Annotated in this window: 25 protein-coding genes; 15 read left to right on the forward strand and 10 right to left on the reverse strand. The window is 65.6% G+C overall.

Annotated features, from left to right (window positions below; genetic code table 11):
* Positions 1-20 precede the first annotated feature (20 nt).
* Positions 21-242: a general stress protein gene (locus tag FKQ52_RS06335; RefSeq protein WP_141626397.1), complete on the reverse strand. Its 222-nt coding sequence runs from the start codon at positions 240-242 to the stop codon at positions 21-23.
* A gap of 95 nt (positions 243-337) precedes the next feature.
* Entirely contained in the window at positions 338-517 is a 180-nt protein-coding gene (locus FKQ52_RS06340; RefSeq protein ID WP_141626398.1) for a hypothetical protein, read from the reverse strand.
* 124 nt (positions 518-641) lie between these two features.
* Here FKQ52_RS06340 and FKQ52_RS06345 point away from each other — a divergent pair, with 124 nt between their 5' ends.
* Complete coding sequence (locus FKQ52_RS06345) at positions 642-932, forward strand: hypothetical protein (RefSeq protein WP_141626399.1); 291 nt, start codon at positions 642-644, stop codon at positions 930-932.
* A 4-nt stretch (positions 933-936) separates the two neighbouring features.
* Here FKQ52_RS06345 and FKQ52_RS06350 read toward each other — a convergent pair whose 3' ends face one another.
* The gene (locus tag FKQ52_RS06350) at positions 937-1650 is read right to left on the reverse strand and encodes an MBL fold metallo-hydrolase (protein ID WP_141626400.1); all 714 of its coding nucleotides are present in this window, start codon (positions 1648-1650) and stop codon (positions 937-939) included.
* A gap of 187 nt (positions 1651-1837) precedes the next feature.
* On the opposite strand from FKQ52_RS06350, the gene tig reads away from it, so the two are divergent.
* The 4 genes from tig (at position 1838) to FKQ52_RS06370 (ending at position 5635) form a co-directional block, all read left to right on the forward strand.
* Complete coding sequence (tig, locus tag FKQ52_RS06355) at positions 1838-3181, forward strand: trigger factor (RefSeq protein WP_141626401.1); 1344 nt, start codon at positions 1838-1840, stop codon at positions 3179-3181.
* Positions 3182-3408: 227 nt separating this feature from the next.
* A complete protein-coding gene (locus FKQ52_RS06360; RefSeq protein WP_141626402.1) occupies positions 3409-4374 on the forward strand; it encodes a hypothetical protein in 966 nt (321 codons plus the stop codon).
* 215 nt (positions 4375-4589) lie between these two features.
* Positions 4590-5237: an ATP-dependent Clp protease proteolytic subunit gene (locus FKQ52_RS06365; protein ID WP_141626403.1), complete on the forward strand. Its 648-nt coding sequence runs from the start codon at positions 4590-4592 to the stop codon at positions 5235-5237.
* Between the two features lie 80 nt (positions 5238-5317).
* The gene (locus FKQ52_RS06370; RefSeq protein WP_141626404.1) at positions 5318-5635 is read left to right on the forward strand and encodes a hypothetical protein; all 318 of its coding nucleotides are present in this window, start codon (positions 5318-5320) and stop codon (positions 5633-5635) included.
* A 6-nt stretch (positions 5636-5641) separates the two neighbouring features.
* Here the strand turns inward: FKQ52_RS06370 and FKQ52_RS06375 are convergent, their stop codons facing one another.
* Positions 5642-6301, reverse strand: a complete 660-nt coding sequence (locus FKQ52_RS06375) for an HAD-IB family hydrolase (RefSeq protein ID WP_141626405.1) — start codon at positions 6299-6301, stop codon at positions 5642-5644.
* A 189-nt stretch (positions 6302-6490) separates the two neighbouring features.
* Between FKQ52_RS06375 and clpX the strand changes: the two genes are divergently transcribed.
* The 3 genes from clpX (at position 6491) to lon (ending at position 12309) form a co-directional block, all read left to right on the forward strand.
* Positions 6491-7768 carry an ATP-dependent Clp protease ATP-binding subunit ClpX gene (clpX, locus tag FKQ52_RS06380; protein WP_141626406.1) on the forward strand — a complete coding sequence of 426 codons (1278 nt, stop codon included), beginning with the start codon at positions 6491-6493 and terminating at the stop codon, positions 7766-7768.
* Between the two features lie 16 nt (positions 7769-7784).
* The gene (locus FKQ52_RS06385; RefSeq protein WP_141626407.1) at positions 7785-9581 is read left to right on the forward strand and encodes an SGNH hydrolase domain-containing protein; all 1797 of its coding nucleotides are present in this window, start codon (positions 7785-7787) and stop codon (positions 9579-9581) included.
* A 331-nt stretch (positions 9582-9912) separates the two neighbouring features.
* The gene (gene lon, locus FKQ52_RS06390) at positions 9913-12309 is read left to right on the forward strand and encodes an endopeptidase La (RefSeq protein WP_141626408.1); all 2397 of its coding nucleotides are present in this window, start codon (positions 9913-9915) and stop codon (positions 12307-12309) included.
* Between the two features lie 533 nt (positions 12310-12842).
* Here the strand turns inward: lon and aroC are convergent.
* Positions 12843-13928, reverse strand: coding sequence for a chorismate synthase (aroC, locus tag FKQ52_RS06395; RefSeq protein WP_141626409.1), 1086 nt, complete (start codon positions 13926-13928; stop codon positions 12843-12845).
* A gap of 10 nt (positions 13929-13938) precedes the next feature.
* Positions 13939-14664 (reverse strand): DnaJ C-terminal domain-containing protein, encoded by a 726-nt coding sequence (locus FKQ52_RS06400; RefSeq protein ID WP_141626410.1) that lies wholly within the window; start codon positions 14662-14664, stop codon positions 13939-13941.
* Between the two features lie 86 nt (positions 14665-14750).
* Here FKQ52_RS06400 and pdxH point away from each other — a divergent pair, with 86 nt between their 5' ends.
* Positions 14751-15425, forward strand: a complete 675-nt coding sequence (pdxH, locus tag FKQ52_RS06405; protein ID WP_141626411.1) for a pyridoxamine 5'-phosphate oxidase — start codon at positions 14751-14753, stop codon at positions 15423-15425.
* Between the two features lie 6 nt (positions 15426-15431).
* Here pdxH and FKQ52_RS06410 read toward each other — a convergent pair whose 3' ends face one another.
* On the reverse strand, positions 15432-16055 hold the full coding sequence (locus FKQ52_RS06410) for a TetR/AcrR family transcriptional regulator (RefSeq protein ID WP_141626412.1): 624 nt from the start codon (positions 16053-16055) through the stop codon (positions 15432-15434).
* 74 nt (positions 16056-16129) lie between these two features.
* Positions 16130-16777 carry a uridine kinase gene (gene udk, locus FKQ52_RS06415; protein WP_141626413.1) on the reverse strand — a complete coding sequence of 216 codons (648 nt, stop codon included), beginning with the start codon at positions 16775-16777 and terminating at the stop codon, positions 16130-16132.
* Between the two features lie 229 nt (positions 16778-17006).
* Between udk and FKQ52_RS06420 the strand changes: the two genes are divergently transcribed.
* The 4 genes from FKQ52_RS06420 to FKQ52_RS06435 all read left to right on the forward strand — a co-directional run bounded on the left by FKQ52_RS06420 (position 17007) and on the right by FKQ52_RS06435 (position 21719).
* The gene (locus FKQ52_RS06420) at positions 17007-18641 is read left to right on the forward strand and encodes a long-chain-fatty-acid--CoA ligase (RefSeq protein WP_141626414.1); all 1635 of its coding nucleotides are present in this window, start codon (positions 17007-17009) and stop codon (positions 18639-18641) included.
* Positions 18642-18644: 3 nt separating this feature from the next.
* The gene (locus FKQ52_RS06425; RefSeq protein ID WP_141626415.1) at positions 18645-19334 is read left to right on the forward strand and encodes a DUF1499 domain-containing protein; all 690 of its coding nucleotides are present in this window, start codon (positions 18645-18647) and stop codon (positions 19332-19334) included.
* Positions 19335-19446: 112 nt separating this feature from the next.
* A complete protein-coding gene (locus tag FKQ52_RS06430) occupies positions 19447-20565 on the forward strand; it encodes a YjgN family protein (protein ID WP_141626416.1) in 1119 nt (372 codons plus the stop codon).
* Positions 20566-20567: 2 nt separating this feature from the next.
* Positions 20568-21719: a M48 family metallopeptidase gene (locus FKQ52_RS06435; protein WP_141626417.1), complete on the forward strand. Its 1152-nt coding sequence runs from the start codon at positions 20568-20570 to the stop codon at positions 21717-21719.
* On the opposite strand, the gene FKQ52_RS06440 is transcribed toward FKQ52_RS06435, so the two are convergent.
* On the reverse strand, positions 21621-22526 hold the full coding sequence (locus FKQ52_RS06440; protein ID WP_141626418.1) for an MBL fold metallo-hydrolase: 906 nt from the start codon (positions 22524-22526) through the stop codon (positions 21621-21623). The two genes, FKQ52_RS06435 and FKQ52_RS06440, sit on opposite strands and share 99 nt — an antisense overlap.
* Before the next feature lie 66 nt (positions 22527-22592).
* Between FKQ52_RS06440 and FKQ52_RS16400 the strand changes: the two genes are divergently transcribed.
* Positions 22593-22739 (forward strand): hypothetical protein, encoded by a 147-nt coding sequence (locus FKQ52_RS16400; protein ID WP_168196802.1) that lies wholly within the window; start codon positions 22593-22595, stop codon positions 22737-22739.
* On the opposite strand, the gene FKQ52_RS06445 is transcribed toward FKQ52_RS16400, so the two are convergent.
* A complete protein-coding gene (locus FKQ52_RS06445) occupies positions 22736-23137 on the reverse strand; it encodes a TIGR01244 family sulfur transferase (RefSeq protein ID WP_141626419.1) in 402 nt (133 codons plus the stop codon). The genes FKQ52_RS16400 and FKQ52_RS06445 overlap by 4 nt on opposite strands.
* A gap of 274 nt (positions 23138-23411) precedes the next feature.
* Between FKQ52_RS06445 and FKQ52_RS06450 the strand changes: the two genes are divergently transcribed.
* A complete protein-coding gene (locus tag FKQ52_RS06450; RefSeq protein WP_240811758.1) occupies positions 23412-26390 on the forward strand; it encodes a TonB-dependent receptor in 2979 nt (992 codons plus the stop codon).
* Positions 26391-26486 lie beyond the last annotated feature (96 nt).

Genomic DNA, 26486 nt, shown 5'->3' on the forward strand with positions numbered 1-26486 from the left:
AGTCACTCCGGGGTGGGCGGTTACTCCGCCTCGGCGCCCTTCTGGTTACGCGACCCATGGGAGGCTTCGCCGCCCTTGCGCCCGGCCTGTGCGGCGAGGCTGCGGTCCTGCGAGAAGCTGCGCTTTTCACTGGGTACGCTGGCGCCGCCCTTGCGGGCGATCTCACGCTGGCGCTCCGGGTCCATCGAGGCAAAACCCCGTTTGGAGACGCCGGAGGCTCGGGTAGGCTGACCTTGAGCCATCGGTGGTTCCTTTCATGACGACGGTGGCGGTTGCAGAAATGAACCCCCCGAAGTGAGTCCGGTTCCGGCGCTTCGGTCACGGAAATGCGAACGAATCACAGGTCTTCCGGGCTCTCCGGGGCGCTGTAGGGGCGAGAGTCGCCGGGTTTTCCGCCGCCGGGCTCTTGCTGCGGCGCCTCTTCCGGCGTCGACCCGGGATTGATGTCCGGGCCCGGAGGATCGGGGGGAAGAATTTCAGGTTCGCCGGTCGGGCTGTCGGGTTCGATGTAGGTCATGGTCGTCTCCTGTTCTGATCAACGCGGGCGGGCAGCGGGCGTTTCATCTCGATCCGCGCGTGGAACCGGCCGGGAGAGGGCGGATTGAGGGGTTGAGTTTCCTCCCAAGCCACGGAGCCTTCCAATGACCGAGACCTACACGGGCCAAACCATCGCTGATGATATTGAGGACGCGGTCGATACCCCGGCCACGCGCCTTGACCGCGAGGCGGACGCGATCCTGCAACGTGACGAGATGCGATCTTTCGGCGTGCGCCCCATTCGCAAGGCCATCCGGGAAGATGCGCGGGCCGTCGGCGACTGGGGACGCAGCCGCGCGGGCAAGCTGCGTCACACTGTCGAAGAAGAACCGGTGCGCTACGCCCTCTATGCGCTGGGGATTGGCGTTCTGATCGGGCTGCTGGCGGCGCGGTAGGCGGTCAGGAAGGCCCGCTGGCCGGGCGGGCGACAGGCGCGCGGCGCATGGCCGCATCCGAGACGAACGGGTTCGTCTGACGCTCGGCCCCGAAGGTGGAGTGGGAGCCGTGTCCCGGAATGAAGGTGACATCGTCGCCCAGCGGCCAAAGCTTGGTGACGATGGCGTCGAGCAGGGCGGCGTGGTCGCTGCGGGGGAAATCGGTGCGGCCGATGGAGCCCTGGAACAGGACGTCGCCGACCTGGGCAAAGCGCGCCTCCCGATTGAAGAAGATCACATGCCCTGGGGTATGGCCGGGGCAGTGGAAAACTTCCCACGTGGTCTCGCCCAGCGTCAGGGTGTCACCGTCGTCCAGCCATCGGGTCGGCGTGAAGCTGCGGCAGCCGGGCATGCCGAAGCGCAGACCGTTCTCTGGAATCTGGTCGATCCAGAACTGGTCTTCGATATGCGGGCCGATGATGTCGAGCCCGGTCTTGTCCTGCATTTCGGCGGCGCCGCCTGCATGATCGAGGTGGCCGTGGGTGATCCAGATGGCCTCGAGAGTCAACCCGTTCTGCTCTACGGCGGCCAGAAGACCATCGACCGAGCCGCCGGGATCGATGATCGCGGCCTTCCGGGTCTTCTGGCACCAGACGATGGTGCAATTCTGCTGCAGCGGGGTGACGGGGACGACGCCGACGCCGATCGGGGAGGGGGCCGGGGAAGGGGACTGGCTCATGCGTCCACAGATAGCCGCGCCCACCCATTATCGAAACCACCCCGGCTCACGTTGACCTTTGGGGCGGTCATCGACATAAGGGCGGGCTTCAAAGGCGCCGCCTGGCAACAGGCGGCCCTTATTGCTTTTCCCACACCGCGCGCGCCGGCCTGATTGGCGCCGCCCCAGAGCGTCAGATATCCCGACCATGCAAGTCGTCGAAAAGTCCTCCGAAGGCCTGAGCCGCGTGATCGCGGTGACCATCCCTGTCGCCGAGCTGAACGAAAAGCTGGACGCGCGCCTGAAGGAAGTCGCGCCGCAGATGAAGCTGAAGGGCTTCCGTCCGGGCAAGGTCCCGGCCGCCCACGTCAAGAAGACCTTCGGCCGTGATTTCATGAGCGAGATCATCAACGACGCGCTGAACACCTCCAGCCAGGCCGCCCTTGACGAGACCAAGGTCCGTCCGGCCGCTCCGGCCGAGATGAAGCTGATCTCGGATATGGACAAGGTCATCGCCGGTCAGGAAGACCTGGCCTACGAAATGTCGCTGGAAGTCATGCCGGACTTCACCCCGGTCGACCCCAAGACCCTGAAGCTGGACCGTCCGACCTACACGGCGTCCGACGCCGATCTGGACGAGGCCCTGACGGAACTGGCCGGTCAGGCCAAGACCTATGAAGACAAGACCGGCAAGACCGTGAAGGCCGCTGACGGCGATCAGCTGATCATCGACTTCCTGGGCAAGCTGGACGGCGAGCCCTTCGAGGGCGGCGCCGCGACCGACGCCGAGCTGGTCATCGGTTCGGGCCGCTTCATCCCGGGCTTTGAAGAGCAGCTGAAGGGCGCCAAGGTCGGTGAAGAGAAGACCATCGAGGTCACCTTCCCCGAGGATTACCAGGCCAAGCACCTGGCCGGTAAGCTGGCCACCTTCGACATCACCGTGAAGGCCATCAAGGCCGAAGCCGAAGCCAAGGTGGACGACGAGTTCGCCAAGCGCATCGGTCTGGAGTCGCTGGACAAGCTGAAAGAGCTGCTGTCCGCCAACCTGAACCAGCAGTATGCCGGCGCCGCCCGCTTCAAGCTGAAGCGCGCCCTGCTGGACCAACTGGACAAGGCCCACGACTTCCCGCTGCCGCCGAAGATGGTGGAAGCCGAGTTCGACGGCATCTGGCAGCAGGTCGAGGCTGACAAGGCCGCCGGCCGTCTGCCGGAAGACGACGCCAAGAAGTCGGACGAAGATCTGAAGACCGAGTACCGGAAAATCGCCGAGCGCCGCGTGCGTCTGGGTCTGGTCCTCGCCGAGATCGGCCGCGCCAACAACGTGACCGTTTCGGATCAGGAGCTGAACAACGCCATCATGAACGAGGCCCGCAACTATCCGGGTCAGGAGCGTCAGGTGCTGGACTTCTACCGCCAGAACCCGAACGCCGCCGCCCAGATGCGCGCCCCGATCTATGAAGAGAAGGTCTGCGACCTGATCTTCTCGACCGCCGACGTGACCGACACCCCGATCACCAAGGAAGAACTGCTGAAGGAAGAAGACGAGATCTGATCCCGTCTGATTTCTGACGACGACATCAGGCCCGGCGGTTCTCCGCCGGGCCTTTTTCGTGGTCGCGTGCAACGGGATGAGACGGTGGGGTGTCCGCACCGGTCCGGAAAGCTGACGGCGGTCGAGCGCGGCGATCAGATGCATGTGATCGCGGACGCCATTCCGGGTTGTAGGCGATGTTGTTCTGGGACATTCTCGGCCCTGTAACGGTGTTTGGGGATTTCAGAATGTTCACCGCGCTTGCCTTCGGCGCCGTTCTCGCCGTGTCGCCGCCCCAGGACGCGGTCGCTCCGCCGTCCGCCCAGGTCCCGCAGGAAGCGCCGATCCGTCTGGAAGACGTGATCTCCAACCCCCGCCGTCTTGAAGACGCCACCGAACAGTTCGTAGGCGAGGTTGCGGCTCCTGTCCGGCGTCGCGGCTATGCCCGGTGGCACAACGGCGTCTGTGTCGGCGTCGCGAATCTGGCGCCCGAGGTCGGCCAGGCCATCGCTGACCGCGTCTCTGATCGGGCGCGAGAATTGGGCCTGGTTGCGGGTGAGCCGGGCTGCGAACCGAGCATCCTCGTTGTGGCGACACGGGACGCCACGCCGTTCACCGCCCAGTTTGTGGCCATGCGGCCGCGCCTGTTCCGGACCGGCGCGACGGGCATGGATCGCGGAGGGGCGGCGTTCAGGCGCTTCCTTGAGACGGATCGGCCCGTGCGCTGGTGGACCGTCAGCCAGCCGACGGACGCCGATACCGGCGCCCCGACGGTCCGGATGCCGGGCCTGATGTACGGTCTGGGCTATGCCAACGCATCGGGCTCCAGCGCGCAGGATTTCGCCCCCAAGACCCTGCTGCGCAACTCCGGGCGGCTGGTGTCCCAGTACCGGCAGGACATCAAGCGAACCTTTGTCATCGTCGACGTGGATCGCCTGAACGGCGCCTCGGTGGAGCAGCTGGGCGACTATATCTCGATGGTCTCGCTCGCCCAGATCGATCAGGACGCCGACACGTCGAGCTTCGACACTGTGCTGAATCTGTTCGATAATCCTGCGGCGGTTCCCGGAATGACCAGTTGGGACACAGCCTATCTGCAGGGGCTGTACGGCACGGCCTGGTATCGCATCAACCAGGGCAGTCAGGTTCAGGCCATCGCCCGCGAGGTCGAGGAACGCTACCGTGATCGGGACGCTGGCGAAGAGCCGCGGTAGCGAGCGGCTTCAGCGTTCTCACGGCTCCGACTTCGCTCGCTTGCGGGCCCGATATCGCCCGTCGCCTGCGTCAGGATGCCTCCGAGCAAGCGTCCCGCTCTCCCCGACGGCGCCTTGCGTCAACGCTTCCTCAAGACGATATCCTGTCCAACAGGGATAGCGACCTTTGAGTCGCGGCCCCCAAACTCCCTTGATGGGCATCCGAGAAGGCCTGAATGCGCGATCCGATCAAACTGATGAACATGAACCTCGTCCCGATGGTGGTCGAGCAATCCAGCCGGGGAGAGCGCTCATTTGACATTTTCTCGCGCCTGCTGCGCGAACGCATCATCTTCCTGACCGGCCCCTTCGAGGACGGTATGGCGTCGCTGATCTGCGCCCAGCTGCTGTTCCTTGAATCGGAGAACCCGAAGAAGGAAATCTCGATGTACATCAACAGCCCCGGCGGACAGGTTTCGTCGGCGCTCGCGATCTACGACACCATGCAATACATCCGCTCGCCGGTTTCGACGGTGTGCATGGGCATGGCCGCGTCGGCCGGATCGCTGATCCTGACGGCCGGCGCCGCAGGTCAGCGCGTCGCGCTGCCGAACGCCCGCGTCATGGTGCACCAGCCGTCGGGCGGCTTCCGCGGTCAGGCTTCGGACATCGAGCTGCACGCGGCCGACATCCGCTACACCAAGCGCCGCCTCAACGAGATTTACGTCGAGCACACCGGCCGTACCTATGAGGAAGTCGAAAAGACCCTTGATCGCGACCACTTCATGTCGGCGGAAGAAGCCAAGGCCTGGGGCATTGTGGATCATGTCTACGACCGCCGGGAACAGGCGGACGCCGACGGCGTGAAAACACCCGGCAGCTGATCGGCGCTTTACGACGCAGGTTGATGAAGGAGGCGCACCGGAGACGGTGCGCCTCTTTTCTTTTGTGCTATCAGGCCGCCATGCTTACGCGAGACACCAGCGGGACCGTCGAGGTCGACGGCGACACCTATCACTGGGAGCTGCGTCGCCAGCCCCGGCCGACCCACGGCGGCCAGTGGGAAGGCATCGCAGTGACCCTGCGCCTGGCCGACTTCAAGCGCGAGGCCATCGTACAGTTTCCGCCGCCGCTGCGTCCGAACGGCCGTCCGGACACCGAGAAGCAATTCGTTAACACCGACTATGTGCGTAACGCCGTGGCTGCGGTGATCGAGGCCGGCTGGGAGCCGACCTCGCGCGGGAAGGCCGTCAGTTTTGACGTGGACGAGCAGGGCCGGTAACGGCGCTCAGGGCCGCCCTGTGAAGACCCGGAAACCCTTTTCGTCCGCCGCCGCGATCATTTCGGTGTCCCCGGAAGTGTCGCCGTAGGCCGCCGTCAGGTGGACGTCGTCTCCGTAGACCGCGCGCAAACGTCGCATCTTCTCCTCGCCCCGGCAGTTGGGGGTGTCGAAGCCCCCGGTGATCCGGTCGTCGGCGTTAAAGCTCAGATGCGTGCCGATCAGGCCCTCGGCGCCGAGGCGTCGGGCGAAGGGGGCCACGGTGGTGTCCGGGCTGGCGGTCACGATTACGCGATGGGCGCCGCGTTTTCCCCAGTCCTTCCAGACCTCCAGAGCGTCCGGGCGCATGAATTTCGACCAGACCTCGTCCGCGAAGCGCTCGGCGTCGGCTTCCAGCTCCGCGCGGCTCACGCCCTTCAGGAATTCCTTCACCGAGGCGGCCTTGATGCGCCCTCTGTCGCGGTCCCGGGCATAGCTCGCCACGGCCGGAGCCAGTTTGACGAGGCCGAGAGCCCAGCCGCCCGGCCCGGCGCGCCAGCGCAGCAGGGCGGTGAAGCTGTCGCGGATCGTCAGCGTGCCGTCGAAATCGAACGCGACGACCGGCACGCCCCTTGCAGCGCCGGGTTCGGGGTTCTGGCGAAAGTCCTTAACGGTTCCCATGTCAGACATTCGCCGTGATCCCCATCAACAGTGAACGTCCCAAAACCGGCAATGGCCACGCTTTCGCGGGGTTGTGGCGGACGCGGGGATGGGTGATTGTCAATTTTTGAAGACCTTTGCGCCCAAGTTTGGGGAATCAACGCTGAGGAAGCGCGTATAGCCTCATATCGGGGCGAACCGCGGGAGTGAGAAGGGTCTATGACCAAGGCAGCCGGCACCGACGCCAAAAGTACGCTCTACTGCTCGTTCTGCGGCAAGAGCCAGCACGAGGTGCGCAAGCTCATCGCCGGCCCGACCGTGTTCATCTGTGATGAATGCGTCGAGCTGTGCATGGACATCATCCGTGAAGAGCACAAAATCTCCTTCTCGAAGGCCAAGGACGGCGTCCCGAGCCCGAAGGAAATCCGCGAAGTCCTGGATGACTATGTCATCGGTCAGGGCCACGCGAAGAAGGTGCTCTCCGTGGCGGTTCACAACCACTACAAGCGCCTGAACCACGCGACGAAGAACAACGACGTCGAGCTGGCCAAGTCGAACATCATGCTGATCGGGCCGACCGGCTCGGGCAAGACGCTGCTGGCCCAAACGCTGGCGCGCATCATCGACGTGCCCTTCACCATGGCCGACGCCACCACCCTGACCGAAGCCGGTTATGTGGGCGAGGACGTCGAGAACATCATCCTGAAGCTGCTCCAGGCCTCCGACTACAACGTCGAACGGGCCCAGCGCGGCATCGTGTACATCGACGAAATCGACAAGATTTCGCGCAAGTCGGACAATCCGTCGATCACCCGCGACGTGTCGGGCGAAGGCGTGCAGCAGGCCCTGCTGAAGATCATGGAAGGCACCGTCGCCTCCGTGCCTCCGCAGGGCGGCCGCAAGCATCCGCAGCAGGAGTTCCTGCAGGTCGACACCGCCAACATCCTGTTCATCGTGGGCGGCGCCTTCGCCGGCCTCGAAAAGGTGATTTCGGCCCGTGGCGAGGGAGCCTCGATCGGCTTCGGCGCCAAGGTCAAGGAAATCGACGAACGCCGCACGGGCGACATCCTGAAGGGTGTCGAACCTGACGACCTGATGCGCTTCGGCCTGATCCCCGAGTTCATCGGCCGTCTGCCGGTCCTGGCGACGCTGGAAGATCTGGACGAACCGGCGCTGGTCACCATCCTGACCGAGCCGAAGAACGCCCTGGTCAAGCAGTACAAGCGCCTGTTCGAGATGGAGAACGTCGATCTGACGTTCACCGACGACGCCCTGATGGCCGTCGCCAAGAAGGCCATCACCCGCAAGACCGGCGCGCGCGGCCTGCGCTCGATCCTGGAAGGCATCCTGCTCGAAACCATGTTTGAGCTGCCGACCTTCGAGGGCGTCGAGGAAGTCGTCGTCAACGCCGAGGTGATCGAAGGCAAGGCTCAGCCGCTGCTGATCTACGCCGAGACCAAGGGCAAGAAGAGCGCGCAACCCGACAGCGCCGCCTGATTGCTGAACGGCGCCGTTGAACGCGCCCGTCGGAACCTCTGAAGCCGCTCGCCGGACCTGGCGGGCGGCTTCTTTCATTTTCGCCCTGTCCGTCGCCTTCGCCTCGGCGGCGCTGGTCGCGCCAGTACACGCCGGCTGGGGTCTGTACGCGCTGGATGTGGCGCTGGCCGTGGCCGGGTTCGTGGTGACGCGGATGCTGCTGGCGGCGCGAGGCGGGATCGGGGGGCATACGGCGGTTCTGGCCCGTATCGTGCTGTGCAGCGTACCGCCGCTCGTGCTGGTTTGCGGAGTGGCGCTGCTCGCGGGGCTGTTTCTGCTGCCGCCCGCCGACCTGCGCAATCAGGCGTGGACGGGGCTGTGGAGCGCCTTCGGCCTCAGCGGCGGCGAACTCCTGAAGCAGGGCTGGCCGCAGGCGACCGGAAATGAGCTGCTGTGGCACGGCTTCATCCTGGGCGTGGCGGCGCAACTGACACTTGGCTGGGGCGCCGTCCTCCTGACCTTGAGAGCGTTGAAGGCAGAGCGCTGGATAGGGGCGGTCCTGATCCTGGGTATGGCGGGGGCGCTGGCGGCTCGGCTAGTGCTGGAGGGCAGGGGGGCGGACCCGCATCTGTTCTATCTGGCGGCGCCGCGCGCGGGTCTGTTCCTGATCGGAGCCTTTGTGGCCGTGGTCTCATGGCAGGTGAGGCCGCGCCAGCCGAATGAATCGCCTGATCCGCTGTTGTGGCCGGGACGTCTGGCGCTGCCGTTCTGGCTGTGGCTCTGGCCGCTTCTGCTCCTGCCCCGGATGGTTCTGGCGCGTCCTTTGGGGGGCTGGGAGGTGGCTTCGGTGCTGGTCGCGGCCGCGGCGGTCGCAGTCCTGACCGAGATCGCGGTGACCGGGCCGTTACGGCGACGGCTGGAGGGACGGCCCCTGCGCGCACTCGTCGTCTGTGGCCTGCTGCTGGCGGGACTGGCGGTCGCTTCTGCTGGGCTGTTCGCAGCCGATGGATTGCCCGGACGGGCTTCGGACGCCGTCCGGGTGGAGGAGACGTCGGCGCAGGTCCGTCCGCCCCTGCAGGCCGCTTGTCATACGGAGGGCGTCCAGATCCCATCCGCGGCGAACTGCACCGTGCCCACCGGTCAGACGGCGGATGTGGTCCTGTGGGGCAACTCTCACGGCTCGCACCTGAGTCCGGCTGTGCTGGAATGGGCCGCCGGTCGAGGACTTGCGGTGCGGCAGGCGACGAAGAGCGGCTGCCTGCCTCTGGTGGGAACGGGTTCGGGGCTGATCGATGACGGCTGCGCCCGGTTCAATCGGGCGGCGGTAGAGGCATGGGGCGGGGTTCGGCCTGATCTGATCCTGATCGGCGCAGGCTGGACGGTGGTCGTCGAGCGCACGCCGGGCGACGACAAGGCGCAACTGGCGGCGCTGGACCGGGAGCTTCGCGTCGCCCTGACCCTGCTGAGGGCGCGGGTCGGGCCGGAGACGCGGATCGTGCTGATCGGGACCACTCCGGACTATAGCTTTGCGCCTGCCGTCTGCCATGCCCGGCGCGCCTTCCTGCGGCTGGATACGGCGCGATGCGACGACGCTGTGCCGGCCAATGCGGCCCTGATGGCCGAGGCGGACGCCCGGCTGGCCCGGATCGCGACGGAGTCGCCCGGCGTCTTCCTGTTCAGGCCATCAACCGCCCTCTGTGATCGGGGGACCTGCCGGACACGCGGCGCCGGGGGCGTCTGGTACACTGACCAGAGCCACATGACCGAGGCCGGAGGAAGGGCGCAGACGGCCGCCCTGTCTGCTGTGCTGGACCAGATGGTGGCGTACCGCTGAGACTGTCACAGGTGACTTCGGGCCGGAAACGCCTCGTTTCGGGCGTGTGGTGGCGGCGCGGCCACAGGGCTGTGCGGTGAGTTTTGCCATATCGGGCGGTACAAACGCACGACGAAAGGCGAGGCGAAAACAGCCCGCGCACGAACCGTGCAGCTTCAGCCTTGAAGAATGGTCCCCAATCGCCTGCGCCCGTCACGCTTGAATGGCGCGACCGCAAAACCACATACTCGTATGAAGGCCGCTGAATGCGGGCCGAGTCGATACGGTCGGACATCGCGTTCGGACGCCGGCGCGGCGGGTCCAAGATCAACAAGGGCCCCGGAGTAGCATCATGACCGAGACCAAGACCCTTCCTGTCCTGCCTCTGAGAGACATCGTCGTCTTCCCGCACATGGTCGTGCCCCTCTTCGTGGGGCGCGAGAAATCGGTGCGTGCGCTGGACGAGATCATGAAGGGTGAGAAGCAAATCCTGCTGGCCACCCAGAAAAACAGCGTCGACGACGATCCCGCCGCCGACGCGATCTATCCCATCGGCGTGCTGGCCAATGTCCTGCAACTGCTGAAGCTGCCCGACGGCACCGTGAAGGTGCTGGTCGAGGGCAAGGGCCGCGCGCGCCTGACCCGCTTCACTGACCGAACCGAATATTTCGAGGCCGAAGCCGTCGAAATCGCCGATGAAGTCGGCGAGCCCTCGCAGTCCGAAGCCCTGCTGCGCGCGGTGATCGAGCAGTTCGAAAACTATGTGAAGCTCAACAAGAAGGTGCCACCCGAGGCCCTCAGCTCCATCCCGCAGATCACCGACCCGTCGAAGCTGGCGGACTCGGTCGCGGCCCATCTGTCGGTCAAGATCGGCGACAAGCAGTCGCTGCTGGAGACCGTCGCGGTGCCGTCGCGTCTGGAGAAGGTCTACGGCCTGATGGAGGGCGAAATCTCCGTCCTGCAGGTCGAGAAGAAGATCCGCTCGCGCGTGAAGCGCCAGATGGAGAAGACCCAGCGCGAGTACTATCTGAACGAGCAGATGAAGGCGATCCAGCGCGAGCTGGGCGAGACCGACGACCAGCGGGATGAAATCCTCGAGCTCGAGAAGCGGATCCGCAAGACGCGACTGTCCAAGGAGGCGCGGACCAAGGCCGAGGCCGAGGTCAAGAAGCTGCGCAACATGAGCCCGATGTCGGCCGAGTCCACGGTGGTGCGGAACTACCTCGACTGGTTGCTGTCGATCCCGTGGGGCAAGGCCAAGCAGAAGCCGATCGACCTCCAGAAGGCCGAGGACATCCTCGAGGAGGATCACTACGGCCTGGAGAAGGTCAAGGAACGGATCATCGAGTATCTGGCCGTCCAGGCGCGCACCGGCTCGCTGAAGGGCCCGATCCTCTGCCTCGTCGGTCCTCCCGGCGTCGGCAAGACTTCGCTGGCCAAGTCCATCGCCAAGGCGACCGGGCGTGAGTACGTCCGCATGTCGCTGGGCGGCGTGCGCGACGAGGCCGAGATCCGCGGTCACCGTCGGACCTACATCGGCTCCATGCCGGGCAAGATCATCCAGTCGATGAAGAAGGCGAAGACAACCAACGCCTTCATCCTGCTGGACGAGATCGACAAGCTGGGCGCCGACTGGCGCGGCGACCCCTCGTCGGCGCTGCTGGAGGTGCTGGACCCGGCCCAGAACTCGACCTTCGGAGATCACTACCTCGAGGTCGACTATGACCTGTCCAACATCATGTTCGTCACCACGGCGAACAGCCTGAACATGCCTCAGCCCCTGATGGACCGGATGGAGATCATCCGGGTCAGCGGCTACACCGAGGACGAGAAGGTCGAGATCGCCAAGCGTCACGTCCTGCCCAAGGTCACGACCGACAACGGTCTGAAGCCGGCGGAATTCGTGGTGCCGGACGACATCATCCGCGACCTGATCCGCTACTACACCCGGGAAGCCGGCGTGCGGTCGCTGGAGCGGGCGTTCGGTGGTCTGGCCCGCAAGGCGGTTCGCGAGATGGCCAAGACCGGCGCAACCTCGATCACCGTGGATCAGGCCAAGCTGGCCGAATACGCGGGCGTGAAGAAGTTCCGCTACGGCGAGACGGACGAGGAAGATCAGGTCGGCATCGTCACCGGTCTGGCCTGGACCGAGTTCGGCGGCGACATCCTGACCATCGAGGCGATCAAGATGCCGGGCCGCGGCCGCATGACCGTGACCGGCAACCTGAAGGACGTGATGAAGGAGTCGATCTCCGCCGCCGCGTCCTACGTCCGCTCGCGGGCGCTCAGCTTCGGCGTGAAGCCGCCGGTGTTCGAGAAGACCGATATCCACGTGCACGTGCCGGACGGCGCGACGCCCAAGGACGGTCCCTCGGCCGGTGTCGCCATGACCGTGGCCATGGTCTCGGTCCTGACCGGCATCCCGATCCGCAAGGATATCGCCATGACCGGCGAGATCACCCTGCGCGGCCGGGTCACCGCCATCGGCGGCCTGAAGGAGAAGCTGCTGGCGGCCCTCCGCTCGGGCATCAAGACGGTGCTCATCCCGGAAGAGAACGAGAAGGACCTCGCCGACGTGCCCGACAATGTGAAGGGTGCGCTGGAGATCGTTCCGATCAAGACCGCTGACGAGGCCCTGAAATGGGCCCTCACCGGGGCCCTGACCCCGGTGGAGTGGGACGAGGAAGCCGAACCGCTCCCCGCCGCCGCCCCGCCGGTGGACGGCGCCACGGTGAGCGCGGCTCACTAGGGGCGGTCAAAGCCTGAAACGAAGACTCCGCCCGGAGCGATCCGGGCGGGGTTTTTGCTGGGGCAGGCCGGGTTGCCGGGTGCTGGAGCCGGTGCGACGATCCGCTTTATGCGCACTACCTCATTCATCTTCGCCATGAGCCTCGCTGCTGCATCCGTCGCGATGGCGACAGCGGCACAGGCCTGCTCCGTCGTAGTGCTCCGGCAGCCCACGGTAGCCGAGCAACGCAGCGCGGCCGTTCTGATGATTGAGCAGGCCGTAGCCGTGGTTGATGGCGAGGTCGTCCGGCCATTCATCAGCGAGGATCGGCCTGCTCTGGTGCGCGTGAATCGCGTTCTGAGGGGAAAGGACCAGTTGCGATATCGCGCTAACCCGGGCGGGAACGCGGTTGAGGTTGATCCTGACCGGAGGTCCTGACGTCTTTTACCTGCCTGTCGACTACTCCAACGCGGTTGAGGAAGACCGGGTGCTGGGCTCCGACAGGACGCGTGACTGGCCCTATTACCCGGGGAACTGAGCGAGCTTCCCGCAGGTCACCCCACCTGCGCCCGGTGCCTCAGCATTGCATCGGCCAGCACGCAGGCCGCCATCGCTTCGACCACCGGCACGCCGCGCAGGGCGACGCAGGGGTCATGCCGCCCCTTGGTCCGCAGGTCGGCCTCGGCGCCGTCGCGGGTGACGGTCTGGCGCAGGGTCAGGATGGAGGAGGTGGGCTTGAAGGCGATGCGGGCGGTCACCGGCTGGCCGGTCGAGATACCGCCCAGAACCCCGCCCGCGTGGTTGGACAGGAAGATCGGCTGCCCGTCCTCGCCCAGACGCATCTGGTCTGCGTTGTCCTCGCCTGACAGGGCGGCGGCGTCGAAACCCGCGCCGATCTCGACGCCCTTCACGGCGTTGATCGACATCATGGCGGCGGTCAGTTCGGCGTCCAGCTTGCCATACAACGGCGCGCCCCAGCCCGCCGGAACGCCCGTGACCTCCAGCGCCACCACGGCGCCGATGGACGAGCCCGCCTTGCGGACACCGTCCAGATAGGCCTCCCACTCCGGCACGACCGCGGCCGACGCGGCGAACAGGGCGTTGTCATAGACGGCGTCGAAATCGACGGCGTCCGGCGCGATCCGGTGTGGACCGAGCTGGACTACGCCCGCGCGGATGCGGATGGTCTCACCCAGCACCTTGCGGGCCACGGCCCCGGCGGCGACGCGCATGGCGGTCTCGCGCGCCGATGAGCGCCCACCGCCCCGGTGGTCGCGCACGCCGTATTTGGTCTGATAGGTGAAGTCGGCATGGCCGGGGCGGTAGGCGCGGGCGATCTCGCCGTAGTCCCTGGACCGCTGGTCCTCGTTCTCGATCAGGATGGAGATGGGCGTGCCGGTGGTGACCGGACCGGCCCCGTCATCGAAGACGCCGGACAGGATGCGGGCGGTGTCGCTCTCCTGCCGCTGGGTGACGAAGCGGCTGCCGCCGGGCTTGCGCAGGTCCAGCCACGGCTGCAGGTCGGCTTCGGTCAGAGGGATATTGGGCGGGCAGCCGTCCACGACACAGCCGATCGCCGGCCCGTGGCTCTCGCCCCAGGTGGTCACGCGAAACAGATGGCCGAAGGTGTTGTGCGACATGCGACTAGGCTTAGGCCGCCAGACGGTCCGGCGTCCAGACGCGGGTGAAGCGAACCAGCAGGTCTTCCGCCGCCGACGGCGCATCCTCGCACGGCGTCAGGGTCACGAACAGATGGCCTTGCGGCCGCGAGCCGCGCGCCGGAAGACCCAGCCCGCGCAGACGCAGGCGAAGCGGCTCCTGACCCGCCACGATCCACGCGGAGCGCAAACCCGCGTGGGTTTCGATCTCGATCCGTCCGCCGTCTTCAATGACGCGGGGCGGCACGGCCCAGTCCATGTAGATGTCGTCACCGATGATACGCAGACCATCCGTGGCGCGGATCAGCAGCGGCAGATAAAGGTCCGCCCCATCCGCCGCGCCGCCCTTGAGACGCAGGCGTTCCCCGGAGCGCAGGCCTGCCGGCGCCTGAACCTTGAGCATCCGGCCGCCGACCTCGACCATCACCGATCCGCCCTCTATGGCGTCGCGCGGAGTGATGGTGACGACGGTTTGGGGGGCGGGAGAGGCCACAGGCGCCTCAAGCGCGGCGGTCACCGGGCTGGCCTGCACCAGCCGCCAGGCTGCGATCACCTTGCGGAAGCGGGTCTCGTCACCGCCGTTCTGATCCGGCCGCGCCGCCTTCACCGCCGCGCGGAAGGCCGCGGTCAACGCCTCGCCCTCGGCCGGGCCGCTCAGACCGAGCAGAGCCCAGGCTTCGTTCAGGGAGGCGACCTCGGAGGCAGGGCGTGCGCGCATCCCGACACTGAGCGCCCAACGTGGTGAAGACCGGCTTAACCGTGATGCCTCTCCCGTTTGGAACCGTGAAGGTCTATCTGGAGATCATGACCGCACCCGTGATCCCGCCCAGCCCCACCCGTGAAGAGTATGCGGAGCAGTATGCCGCCGCGCTGGCCGCCAATGGGGATGAGACCATCTTCGACCGGACCGAGCCCTTCGGCCTGTTCGTCGAGTGGCTGGAAGACGCCAAGCGATATGAGCCGAACGACGCCAACGCGATGTCGCTGGCGACCGTGACGGGCGAGGGGCGGCCTGACTGCCGGATCGTCCTGTTGAAGGACGTCGATGGTCGCGGCTTCACCTTCTACTCCAACCGCGAGAGCGCCAAGGGGCAGGCTCTGGGCGAGGCGCCGGTGGCGGCCCTGGCCTTCCACTGGAAGTCCTTGCGCCGTCAGGTGCGGGTGCGCGGCAAGGTCGAGCCGGTCGGTGTGGCCGAGGCCGACGCCTATTTCGCTAGCCGCGCGCGGGAGAGCCAGATCGGCGCCTGGGCCTCGAACCAGTCCCGCCCAATGGACGGTCGGGCTGTGCTGGAAGACGCCATTGCCCGGGAGACCGCGCGTTTCGACGGTCAGGATGTGCCCCGGCCCGAGCGCTGGACCGGCTGGCGCGTCGTTCCGGATCAGGTCGAATTCTGGCGCGACCGGCCGTTCAGGCTGCACGACCGACTGCTGTTCACGCGGGATGGGGATGGCTGGACGACGACCCGTCTGCAGCCGTGAGTCTCGTCAGGCGCCGTAGCGCGCCATGAAGGTTTCGATGGCATGGGCGACGACCTGCGCGTGGGTGCGCGTAGCCTTGACCTCGTCTCCGGTGACCAGCGGCACGAAGAAGACGGCATGTTCGATCATTCCCATCAGTTCGCCGGCGGCCCAGGACGGCTTGTCGATGTTCTTCAGTCCGCCGCGCTCGAGATGGTCCTTGAGCACGCCGATGAGAGTGAAGCCGAACTCGCTGCGACCCTTTTCAAAGAAGCGGCGCGCGGTTTCCTCGAAGCGGGGGCGTTCGGCCATCACCAGCCGGAAGACAGAGCGAACGAAGCCGTCGCCCATGAAGTCAGCATAGGCCTCGGCGAATCCGGTCAGTTGCTTTCGGGCGTCGCCGTCGCAGGCGCGGACACGCGCCATCTGGCGTGAGAACTGCTCGGCGGCGTCGTCGATCACGGCGCTGAACAACTCGGACTTGCCGGCGAACAGGGCGTAGAGGGTGGCCGTAGAGACGCCCGCCTCGCGAGCGATGGGCTCGATCCGGGCGCCCGCATATCCCTCGGACATGAAAGCATGGCGGGCGTAGCGGAGAATGATCTGCCGCTTTGGATCGAGGGAGCTGATCTCGCCGCCGGAGCCTGACATCGTGTTTTCGCCGATAACGGGAGCGTCAGGTTGGCGCAGCTTGGGCTGGACCGCAAGCGGCCTGTCAGGGATCGTCAGGCGTGGGCCAGCGGGGCCAGCAGGGGGTGCGCCAGCACCGGCGCGGCGAGGCGGACCACGGCCTGTCTGTCCTCGAGCCGGACCGCCGCGGTGGCGTCGGCGACGATGAAATCCGCATTCAGGCGCGACGGTTCGGTCCAGCGCTCATGGCCCGGTCGAACGGTGCCGAGATACTGGGCGATGACGGATTCCGCCGTGCGGCCGCGCTCGGTCTGGTCCCGCAGCAGACGGCGGATGAAGCGGATATCCGCTGGCGTATCCACAAAGACGCGGATGTCGAACAGGGCGACCAGCGCTGGAGTGCACAGCACGTGAGTGCCCTCGACGATCACCACCTCGGCAGCTTCGACCGCCTCGCCGCCGGGCTCGCGGCCGTGGTGGATGAAAGAGTAGATCGGCGCGGTGATCTCCCGCCCGGCCTTCAGTTCTGACAGGTCCCGGATCAGCAGGTCATGGTCCCGGGCGGCAACGTCGTCGAAGTCAAAGGTGGCGGCGTTGAAGTCCGGAAGGGCGGCTGCGTCCAGGTAATAGGAGTCCTCGCGCAGCAGCACCGCCTTCCCGGGCGGCAGGGCGGCGACGAGCGCTTCGGCCAGTGTGCTCTTGCCCGAGCCCGATCCGCCGGTGATCGCGATGAGAATGGTCATGGGGGTCACCACCGGAGAGGAAAGGGTGCGATGGGCGACGGAATAGGAAATCCGGGGGCTCGCGTCCACGCATGGCGGCAAGGCCGGAGACGGTACAGTCTCGCCCCGGGGCGCATCGTCTCGTTCCGGTCCGCAAATGTGACCTTGGGTCATGTTTGCTTATCGCTGATCACATGGATAGCGTGGCGGCAAGTGTCCCGTTCAGCGGATGCAAGTACGAGGGATCGCAATGCTTGGGTTGATGCAGGACTGGCCGCTGACGGTCGACAAGATCATTACGCATGCCAATAACTGGCATGGTCATCGCGAGGTCGTGACGCGCTCGGTCGAGGGGCCGATCGTCCGCGCGACCTATGCCGAGATCCACTCACGCGCCCGTCGCGTGACCAGCGTGCTCAAGGATTGGGGCATTGAGGTCGGCGACCGCGTCGCCACCCTGGCCTGGAACACCGGCCGCCATATGGAGGTCTGGTACGGCATCATGGGGATGGGGGCGGTCTGCCACACCCTGAATCCGCGGCTGTTCCCGGAACAGCTCGCCTACATCATCAACCACGCCGAAGATAAGATCATCTTCGTAGACCTGACCTTCATCCCGCTGCTGGAAGCCATCCTGCCGCACTGCCCCAGCGTCGAGCGGGTTGTGGTGCTGACGGACGAGATGACCATGCCGGCGACGAAGCTGCCGGGCGCGGAATGCTATGAGGCCCTGCTGGCCGGCGCGTCAGAAGACGTGGTCTGGGGCGACTTCCAGGAAAACACCGCGTGCGGCCTTTGCTACACCTCCGGCACGACCGGGAACCCCAAGGGCGTCCTGTATTCGCACCGGTCGAACTTCATCCATACGCTGCTGGGCATGCAGTCGACCGTACTGGGCGCATCGCCGAGCGAGGTGATCCTGCCGGTGGTGCCGATGTTCCACGCCAACGCCTGGGGCATCGCCTTCGCCGGGCCGGCGGGCGGCACCAAGCTGGTCATGCCGGGCGCGCGCATGGACGGCGCGGCGATCTATGAGTTGATCGAGAGCGAGGGCGTGACCTTCTCGGCGGCGGTGCCGACGGTCTGGCAGGGGCTGCTGACCCACCTGCGTGAGAACAATCTGAAGATCCCGACGGTCAAGAAGGTGCTCATCGGTGGCTCGGCCGTGCCGGAAAGCCTGATCCGGGCTTTCCATGACGAGTTCCAGATCGAGGTGCTGCAGGGCTGGGGCATGACCGAGACCTCGCCCATCGGCACCCTGTCGAACATGACGCCTGAACTGCTGAAGCTGCCCTACGACGAGCAGATGAAGTGGCGGATCAAGCAGGGGCAGCCGCCGCTGGGCGTCGAGCTGAAGCTGAAGAACTACGCCGGTCAGGACATGCCGCATGACGGGCACACCTATGGCCGCCTGATGATCAAGGGGCCGACCATCGCGGGGGGCTACTTCAAGAATGAGGGCGGCGACATCCTCGATCATGAGGGCTTCTTCGATACCGGCGACGTCTCGACCATCGACGAGCACGGCTTCATGCAGATCACTGACCGCGCCAAGGACGTCATCAAGTCGGGCGGCGAGTGGATCAGCTCCATTGAGATCGAGAACATCTCGGTCGGCCATCCCAAGGTTGAACTGGCCGCTGTCATCGGCGCGGCCCACCCGAAATGGGACGAACGCCCGGTTCTGGTGATCAAGCTGAAGCCCGGCGAGAGCGAGGACAAGCAGGAGCATCTCGACTTCCTGCAGGGCAAGATCGCCAAATGGTGGATGCCGGATGACGTTGTCTTCGTTGACGACATTCCGCTCGGCGCCACCGGGAAGATCGACAAGAAGCTCGTGCGCGAACGCCTCAAGGACTATCGTCTGCCCTCAACGGGAGGCTGAGTCATGGCGCGGACGGCGGTGAAGGGCAGGGGGGCGGTTCAGGTTCTGACGGCGTTGGCCGTGGCGTCGCCCGTGCTGGTCCTGCTGTCCGTCGTCGGGGTGCGCGGCGGGCTGCTGCCGATCGAAACCGGGTATGATCTGCTCACGCTGAAGATCGCCTGGTGGCTATCCTTCGCTGGCGCCGCCGCCGGTGTGCTGGCTGTCGTCGTGGCCCTCAGGAATTTTCGCGTTCTGGGGGTGGTGGCCGTCGTGGCTCTGGTGTTCGGCGTCGGCACGCTGGGTGTTTTCATCTGGCAGACACGGCAGCTCGCGGCCGGGCCGGTGGAGAATGTCAGCACCGATCTGACTGAAGTGCCCGGCTTTGGTCGGCTCAGGCCCGACCGGACAGGCGGCCTGCAGCCTGCGGTGGGTGTCGAGGCCTGTCCGGGCGCCTTGCCAGTCTTGACGCAGGTTTCGCCCGAAACCGCCGCATGGGCCTTGCAGGAAGCGGGGTTCAATCTCGGTCAGGCCGGTGTCGCCCGAGCCGACGGCAGCCGTCAGACGGTCTGGTTCGGCTTCCGCTATGACGCGGTGATCCGCATCCGTCCGGGGCGTACAGACATTCGCGTCGCCGCCCGGGACGGGCGCCCCCACGGCGGAGAGGCCTGCCGTCTGGCGACCCGCGTCAGCAGCCTGTTGAACGACACGCTCTGAGCCCGGTTTTCGTGGCGGGGGCGCCACGTTCATCATTCCGCTTGTTGAACCCGGTTGCCTGACGCGTCTCTGCTCGTTAGGCGAGATAAGGTATACGCTCCGGGGGGACAGGATGACCGACATCATCGCAGAAGGCGCGACCGAAGAGGTCGAGGGCGAGGCCCTGACCTTCACCACGACGCTGCGTCCATCCAGCTTCCTGGGGCTCAGCCTCAAGAACGGCCTTCTGAACCTGATCACCCTGACGCTGTACCGCTTCTGGGGGAAGACCGAGGTCCGTCAGCGGGTCTGGAAGGGCGTGCGCCTGAACAACGAGGCGTTTGAGTACACGGGGCGTGGGCTGGAGCTGTTCATCGGCTTCCTGCTGGCGCTGGTCGTTCTGGGCGTTCCCTTCCTGATCATCGTCTTCGCTGTTCAGTTCATCGGTCATTGGGTGATCTTCGTCGCCTATGTCCCGATGTATATCTTCCTGGGCTGGCTGTGGGGGTTCGGGACCTATACGGCGTTCCGCTACATGGCGAGCCGCACGACCTGGCGGGGCATCCGCTTCCAGTTGAAGGGGTCGGCCGCGAACTACGGTCTGTATTTCCTGTTCGCCATGTTCCTGAGCGGCATCACCTGGGGCTGGTTCTGGCCGACCGCCGAACGGCATCTGGCCGAGAAGATCTGGGATGAGGTCCGCTTCGGCGACCGTCGCCTGCGTTTCCGGATGGGACGCGCCCAACAGGAAGGCGTATACGGCGCATACGCCATCGGCTGGGTCGGCACGGGGATCGGCTACATCTTCCTCGCGCTGGGCTTCTTCGCCTTCGCGATGTCCACCGGCTTCGGCGAGGGACCGGCGACCGAGCCGTCCGCGACGCCGGACATCATGTACACCTTGGTCACCTATCTGGTGATCCTGCTGATCTCGCCGTTCGCCCTGCTGCTGTGGGCCCCCTATCAGGCCGCCATGCTGCGATCGGTCACCAAGGGCGTGTCAGTGGATGGCGCGACCTTCACCCTGAAGGTCAAGGCTCTGCCCCTGTGGTGGCTGACGGTCACCAACCTGTTCTTCCTGCTGATCACCCTGGGCTTCCTGATGCCGTGGGTCCAGGCGCGGACCGCGCGGTTCCTGTTCGAGCGACTGAGTTCGGAAGGCACGGCCCGGTTGCAGATGGCCCATCAGGCCGGTCGCGGTCCAGGCAGCGGTGAAGGGCTCGCCGACGCCTTCGGCTTCTCGGCCATCTGATCGTGGGGGCCCGGTTCTACGACGGACGGTCAGCGCGCGCCTATGACGCCGAGACGGCGATGGATGGAGACGTCCTGCGCATCCTCGCGGAAGGTCATGAACGGGTCTGGCCGCTGCGTGACCTGACCGTCGAGATCGAGGCGGATCAGGCCCGGGTCTCCAGCCGAAAGGATCGCGACGCCCGTCTGGTGCTGCCCGTCGGGGACTGGAACCCGATGATCGGCGACCGCCTGGCGGCGCTGACCAGAAAGCGGCGGCGGCGTGAATGGTGGCTGATCGGTGGTCTGACCGCGGCGGCCGCGGGGGTGGTCCTGTTCGTGACCGTGGGCGTTCCGGCCCTGTCCGGCCCCGTCGCCCGTGCGACGCCGGTGTCCATGGAACAGCGCATGGGCGACAACTTCAACGGCCAGATCTCCGCCTTCTTCCCGACCTGTGATGACCAGGCCGCTCAACAGACCATCGCGGCGTTGGGCGACCGGATCGCGGCGCGGGCCGATACGCCGTTCGACATCCGGGTCCGGGCGGTGGATGCGCCCATGGTCAACGCCTTCGCCCTGCCGGGTGGCTACATCCTGATCACCGACGACCTGATCCGTGAGGCGAAGACGCCGGACGAGCTGGCTGCGGTGATCGCCCACGAGGTCGCGCACGTCGAGAAGCGTCACGTGATGCAGTCGGTCTGGCGCAATTTCGGAGTCGGCATGCTGCTCGACCTCGTGGTCGGCGGCGGGACGGGCGCGGGCCAGCAGGCGGTGATTCTGGCCGGTCAGGCTTCGGAACTCAGCTACAGCCGCTCCGCCGAGCTGGAGGCCGACACGCGCGGTCAGGCGCTGTTGCATGCCGACGGCATGTCGTCTCTGGGCATGGCGCCCTTCTTCGAGCGCATGGCTGCCGGCGAAAAGCATAATTCGGTGACGGACGCCGCCGAGTTCATGAACACCCACCCGGATTCGCGCCGTCGCGCCGGCGCCGCTCGCGCCGCCCAGCGCCCGGGCCGTGCCGCCCTGAACGCCGAAGAATGGGCCGAGGTGAAGGGGCTGTGCGCCGTCGAGGAGTCAGAGAACCCGGTAGAGCGCCTGCGGCGTCGGTTCGGGATCGGCGACGACAAGACCGGCGCGGACCAGCGCCTTGAGGTGCGCCCACACGGACAGTGAGGCCGCCGGCCAGAGCCGCTTGTCCACAGCCGCATAGAGGACCGGCACCATCTCCGCGATGGTCCTGTCACCCGCCTTCAAACGCGCCAGCACCTGCGCCTCGCGGTCCAGTCTGTGTGCGCGATAGGCGGCCAGAAAGGGCGCGGGCTCCGTCACCGGCGCGCCGTGCGTCGGCCACAGGGTGCTGAAGCCACGCGCGATCACCGCATCCAGACTGACCATGTAGTCGGTCATGTCGCCGTCCGGCGGAGCCACCACGGTGGTGGACCAGCCCATGACGTGGTCTCCGCTGAACAGGGCGTTCTCGTCCGTCAGGACAAAGGCCATGTGGTTCGAGGCGTGTCCGGGGGTGGCCATGGCCTCGATCGTCCAGCCGTCGCCTTCGATACGCTCGCCGCCGCTCAGAACCAGGTCAGGCGAGAAGGTCTCGTCCTCATCCTCATCCAGTCCGCCCGAGGCGTGGATCGTCCGCCGCGGTGGGTGGGCCGCCAGGATCGGTGCGCCCCCCACCGCTGCCGCGAACGGGTGAGCGAGGGGGGCGTGGTCGCGGTGGGTGTGGGTGACCAGTACGTGGCTGACCGTCTGTGCCTGGACCGCTTTCAGCAGGGCCGCCAGATGGCCCTCGTCAAGCGGGCCCGGGTCAATCACCGCCACGCCCGCGCCAGGCTCCGGGCGACCGACGATGTAGGTTCCGGTTCCGGTGAAGGTGAAGGGGCCGGGGTTGTTCGCGACCACCCGGCGGATCAGGGGCGAGACCTGATCGACCCGGCCATACTCAAAATCAAACTCACGGACGAAGGGGATCAACGGTCTCTCCCGGGGCGGTCCGGTGCTTGCGTTAGGATTCTGTAAACCTTCCGCGGAGTGCCCGATATGGCCGTTTCCATCGCTCTGGCTGTTTCAAATCGGCTCCTGCCTGTCGCGGGAGCCTTCCTGTGTCTCATCGCGGCGCAGTTCCTCATGGCCTCCTGCACCCCCGAGCCGGCGCCCTATGCGGTCCGGGTGGCCGTCGTCCGCTAGAGCGGCAGACGGCTCAGATCATAGCCGGCGGCCGCGGCCGCCTCGCGTACCTCGTCCGGATCGGCGCCCCCGGCGCACACCGCCATGGCCCAGGCGGCGGTCGAACGCATGCCTGACCGACAGAACATCAGAACAGGCTTGTCGGCGGACCCGCGAGCGAGCGCTTCAGCGGTCGCTTCGACCGCCGCGCGGTCCGGCAGGCCGCTGACCGGAATCCAGATGTAATCCAGCCCCAGACGGCTCGCTTCGGCGGCCAGATCGACGCTGTTCGGCTGGCCGGGTTCCTCGCCGTCCGGACGGTGATTCACGATCACCGCGAAACCGGCGGATTTCGCAGTTGCGAAGTCCTCTAACGAAAGTTGTGGGGACGTGGTGACGGTTTCGGACAGATTTCCCATATTTTGCCTCAAAAATTATTATTAAAAACAATAATTTAAACTCAATGTGTCCTTGCTGCGACACATTTCTGTTTCAATGATTACGCCTGTGTAATTCTGTCGCACCTCAACAGTCCTGAGCATAAGGTCGAGGAATCCCGCATGCAAAGGGGCGTGCGGGCATTGGTTGTCGTACGGCTTTTAACGGCCTCGACCTCAGGAGGACCAAGTTTTGAAGACCCAAACCATCCGGCAGCGCTTGCTGCACTCAACTATGATCGGCGGCGCTGCCTTGATGGCGCTCACCGCGGTTCCCGCTGTGGCGCTTCTCGCGCCCACCGAGGCGGTGGCCCAGACGCAGACGGGGGGACTGCGTATCTCGGTGACGGGTGACGGCGGTGCGCCGATCTCCGGCGCCACGGTCACGGTCAGCTCGCCGAGCAGCCTGGTTTCGCGCTCTGGCGTAACCGACGCCGAGGGCTTTGTGCGTCTCGCCGGTCTGGATCCCGCGACCAACTACACCGTCGCGGTTTCGGCTGGCGGCTACAGCGACTTCAACGCTTCAAACGTGGCCGTGATCAGCGGTCGTGACCTCAGCCTGGGCTATATTCTCGCCAACGCGTCCGCCACGGACCTTGGCGATGTCGTAGTGACCGGTCGCGCGCTGGCCGCCGTGGACGTGACCTCGGCCACCGTGGGTACGACCCTGAACCTGCAGACTGTGGAATCGCTGCCCACGGGCCGCAGCTATCAGAGCTATCTGCAACTGGTTCCGGGCGTGAAGCCGTCGGCCGGTGGCAACCCGTCATCGCGTTCGGGCATCAACTATTCGGATATCGGCGGCGCGATCGGCACCTCGACCGACAACGTCTACTATCTGGACGGCGTGGATGTGACCGACCCGAGCTCGGGCACGTTCGGCTCCAACTTCAACTCGGAAATCATCCAGGAACAACAGGTGATCGTCGGCGGTGTGCCGGCCGAGTATGCCGGTGGTTCGGGCCTGATCTCCCGCGTCGTGACCAAGTCGGGCAGCAATGACTGGCATGGTTCGGTCAACTACTACTTCCAGAACGACGGCCTGGTTCAGTCGGACGAGCACAATACGTCGGGCGGCTTCTCAACCTACGATTCGGCTATCACTCTGGGCGGTCCGATCATCCGTGATCGGCTGTGGATCTTCGGTTCGTATCAGAAGAAGAACCGTGAAGAAGACATCCTCGACGGCGCCTCGGGCGACCCGCTGCGCACGGTGACCATCGACGAGGAGTATGAGTTCCTGAAGGCGACTTGGCAGATCACACCCGATGATCGTCTGTCGGCCACCTACTTCAGCGACCCGTATGAGCGCAGCGGCTCGACGGACTCGGCGACCCTGAACAACCGGTCTGTTGCCCGAGTTCAGGGCGGTGACAACTTCAAGGTCGAATACTCGCGCACCTGGGGCGATCTGCTGTTCAACGCCTACTGGTTCAAACACCAGGGTGAACTGTCCAACATCGCCGCCAGCAATGATATCCGCGATAACCTGACCTTCCGCAACTCGGCTGGCGCCACGGCCGCCCAGCGCCAGCTCGGCGGCTCCGGTTCGAATATCGAGACCAATCGCGATCGCGACGAGTTCGGTCTGAACTTCGAATACTACCTCGACACCAGCTGGGGCACCCACACCTTCAAGGCCGGCTATTCGAGCACCGAAAACGTCTACGGTGAAAACGGCTCCGTTCCGGGCGGCGCGACCTACGTCTCGCTGGCTTCCGCGTACGCCGGTACGACCTGGCTCGACTATTCGACCTCCAGCGGGCCGGTCAACGGTTGGACCAACCGTTCGGTGTCCTCGGTGGACAACACCCGGATCCTCACCGCGGTGAACGCCAACGCCACCGTTCGCACCGCGCTGGACAGCAACCTCGACGGCACCGTCAGCGTCAGCGAACTGAACGCCTACCAACTGACGAGCACGGCCGGAAACCCTTACGGCAACGTCAACGTCTATCGCGCACTGCGCACGGTCGACGGTCCGTATGAGGTGAAGAGCGAAGGCCAGACCCTGTATCTGCAGGACACCTGGACCATGGACCGACTGACCATCAACGCCGGTCTCCGCGCCGAGAAGTGGGAGCACTTCGCTTCGGACGGTTCGAAGGTCGCGACCTTCGACTGGGAGATCGCGCCGCGCTTCAGCATCGTCTACGATCTCTTCGGCGATGGTCGCAGCAAGATCTTCGGCTTCGCGGGGCGTTACTATGACCCGATCCGGAACAACATGTCGGACTTCGCCGGCGCCCTGACCGGCCCGGTGGACGAAGAGCAAATCTTCCTCGGCGGGGAGTGGGTGACCTTCCGGACCCGCGGCGGCGCCACGACGCCGGACGCCCTGTTCGCGCCCAGCACCAAGACGCCGTACACCGACGAGTTCATGATCGGCGCCTCGACGACCTTCGGGGACAGCATCGGCCTGTCGGTGTCGGTCACCAACCGTCGCACTCGGGACATTCTGGAAGACTTCGATCTGGCCCTGTACTCCGATCCGGACGCCGTTCCGGCGGACGGCGCCGGCGGCGTGGCCTATCCGGGCTCGTTCTTCTACCTGCCGCTGTCCTACTTCGGCTATTCGTCGACGCCGAACTCCAACTACGTGATCGGCACCCTGCCGGGCGGCAAGCGGAACTACACCGGCTTCGAAGTCTCGCTGACCAAGTTCAAGACCGACAACTGGTTCGGGCAGGTGTCCTACACCTACAACTCTGCTGAAGGTAACTCGAACTCCGACTCGAACGCCGACTACCAGGGCGACTGGATCGCGCTCGATCCCCGGGCTCCGAACGTCTATGGCGACCAACCGGGCAATATCGAACATCAGTTCAAGGCCTATGCCTCGTACGATTTCGACTTCGGCCTGCAGGTCAGCGGCGTGTTCAACTGGAACAGCGGTGCGCTCTACACCCCGTCCCAGCTGATCGGCGGTCGCTACTTCGCTCCGATGGACCCGGCGTATGAGTTCGGTGGCGTTACCGACACCTACCTGTCGGCCGGCTACATCGGTTCGGAAAAAACGCCGGACTACTACACGTTCGACATGCGCTTTAAGTACACGCGTGATCTGGCGTTCGGTCAGGCTGAGCTGTTCCTTGACGTGTTCAACGTCTTCAACAACCAGGCGGCGACCGACGTCATGAAACTGATCGGTGGTGACGGCACCTACGACTATCAGGAAGCGACCAACTGGGTGGCTCCGCGTCGTGCCTATATGGGTGTGCGCTTCTCGTTCTGATCGAGAGGCCCACTGCTGAACTGGAATGCCGGCGCGAAAGCGCCGGCATTCTTTTTTGCGCGCTCCCGGAAGGTTTGCGCCGCATAAAAACCATTC

Origin of the sequence: Brevundimonas sp. M20 (assembly GCF_006547065.1) — a bacterium.
Taxonomy (GTDB): Bacteria; Pseudomonadota; Alphaproteobacteria; order Caulobacterales; family Caulobacteraceae; genus Brevundimonas.

Excerpts from the sequence above, each read along its gene's own strand:
- FKQ52_RS06335 (WP_141626397.1), bottom strand. The coding sequence starts at position 242 with ATGGCTCAAGGTCAGCCTACCCGAGCCTCCGGCGTCTCCAAACGGGGT.
- FKQ52_RS06340 (WP_141626398.1), bottom strand. The coding sequence starts at position 517 with ATGACCTACATCGAACCCGACAGCCCGACCGGCGAACCTGAAATTCTT.
- FKQ52_RS06345 (WP_141626399.1), top strand. The coding sequence starts at position 642 with ATGACCGAGACCTACACGGGCCAAACCATCGCTGATGATATTGAGGAC.
- FKQ52_RS06350 (WP_141626400.1), bottom strand. The coding sequence starts at position 1,650 with ATGAGCCAGTCCCCTTCCCCGGCCCCCTCCCCGATCGGCGTCGGCGTC.
- tig (WP_141626401.1), top strand. The coding sequence starts at position 1,838 with ATGCAAGTCGTCGAAAAGTCCTCCGAAGGCCTGAGCCGCGTGATCGCG.
- FKQ52_RS06360 (WP_141626402.1), top strand. The coding sequence starts at position 3,409 with ATGTTCACCGCGCTTGCCTTCGGCGCCGTTCTCGCCGTGTCGCCGCCC.
- FKQ52_RS06365 (WP_141626403.1), top strand. The coding sequence starts at position 4,590 with ATGCGCGATCCGATCAAACTGATGAACATGAACCTCGTCCCGATGGTG.
- FKQ52_RS06370 (WP_141626404.1), top strand. The coding sequence starts at position 5,318 with ATGCTTACGCGAGACACCAGCGGGACCGTCGAGGTCGACGGCGACACC.
- FKQ52_RS06375 (WP_141626405.1), bottom strand. The coding sequence starts at position 6,301 with ATGTCTGACATGGGAACCGTTAAGGACTTTCGCCAGAACCCCGAACCC.
- clpX (WP_141626406.1), top strand. The coding sequence starts at position 6,491 with ATGACCAAGGCAGCCGGCACCGACGCCAAAAGTACGCTCTACTGCTCG.
- lon (WP_141626408.1), top strand. The coding sequence starts at position 9,913 with ATGACCGAGACCAAGACCCTTCCTGTCCTGCCTCTGAGAGACATCGTC.
- aroC (WP_141626409.1), bottom strand. The coding sequence starts at position 13,928 with ATGTCGCACAACACCTTCGGCCATCTGTTTCGCGTGACCACCTGGGGC.
- FKQ52_RS06400 (WP_141626410.1), bottom strand. The coding sequence starts at position 14,664 with ATGCGCGCACGCCCTGCCTCCGAGGTCGCCTCCCTGAACGAAGCCTGG.
- pdxH (WP_141626411.1), top strand. The coding sequence starts at position 14,751 with ATGACCGCACCCGTGATCCCGCCCAGCCCCACCCGTGAAGAGTATGCG.
- FKQ52_RS06410 (WP_141626412.1), bottom strand. The coding sequence starts at position 16,055 with ATGTCAGGCTCCGGCGGCGAGATCAGCTCCCTCGATCCAAAGCGGCAG.
- udk (WP_141626413.1), bottom strand. The coding sequence starts at position 16,777 with ATGACCATTCTCATCGCGATCACCGGCGGATCGGGCTCGGGCAAGAGC.
- FKQ52_RS06420 (WP_141626414.1), top strand. The coding sequence starts at position 17,007 with ATGCTTGGGTTGATGCAGGACTGGCCGCTGACGGTCGACAAGATCATT.
- FKQ52_RS06425 (WP_141626415.1), top strand. The coding sequence starts at position 18,645 with ATGGCGCGGACGGCGGTGAAGGGCAGGGGGGCGGTTCAGGTTCTGACG.
- FKQ52_RS06430 (WP_141626416.1), top strand. The coding sequence starts at position 19,447 with ATGACCGACATCATCGCAGAAGGCGCGACCGAAGAGGTCGAGGGCGAG.
- FKQ52_RS16400 (WP_168196802.1), top strand. The coding sequence starts at position 22,593 with ATGGCCGTTTCCATCGCTCTGGCTGTTTCAAATCGGCTCCTGCCTGTC.
- FKQ52_RS06445 (WP_141626419.1), bottom strand. The coding sequence starts at position 23,137 with ATGGGAAATCTGTCCGAAACCGTCACCACGTCCCCACAACTTTCGTTA.
- FKQ52_RS06450 (WP_240811758.1), top strand. The coding sequence starts at position 23,412 with ATGGCGCTCACCGCGGTTCCCGCTGTGGCGCTTCTCGCGCCCACCGAG.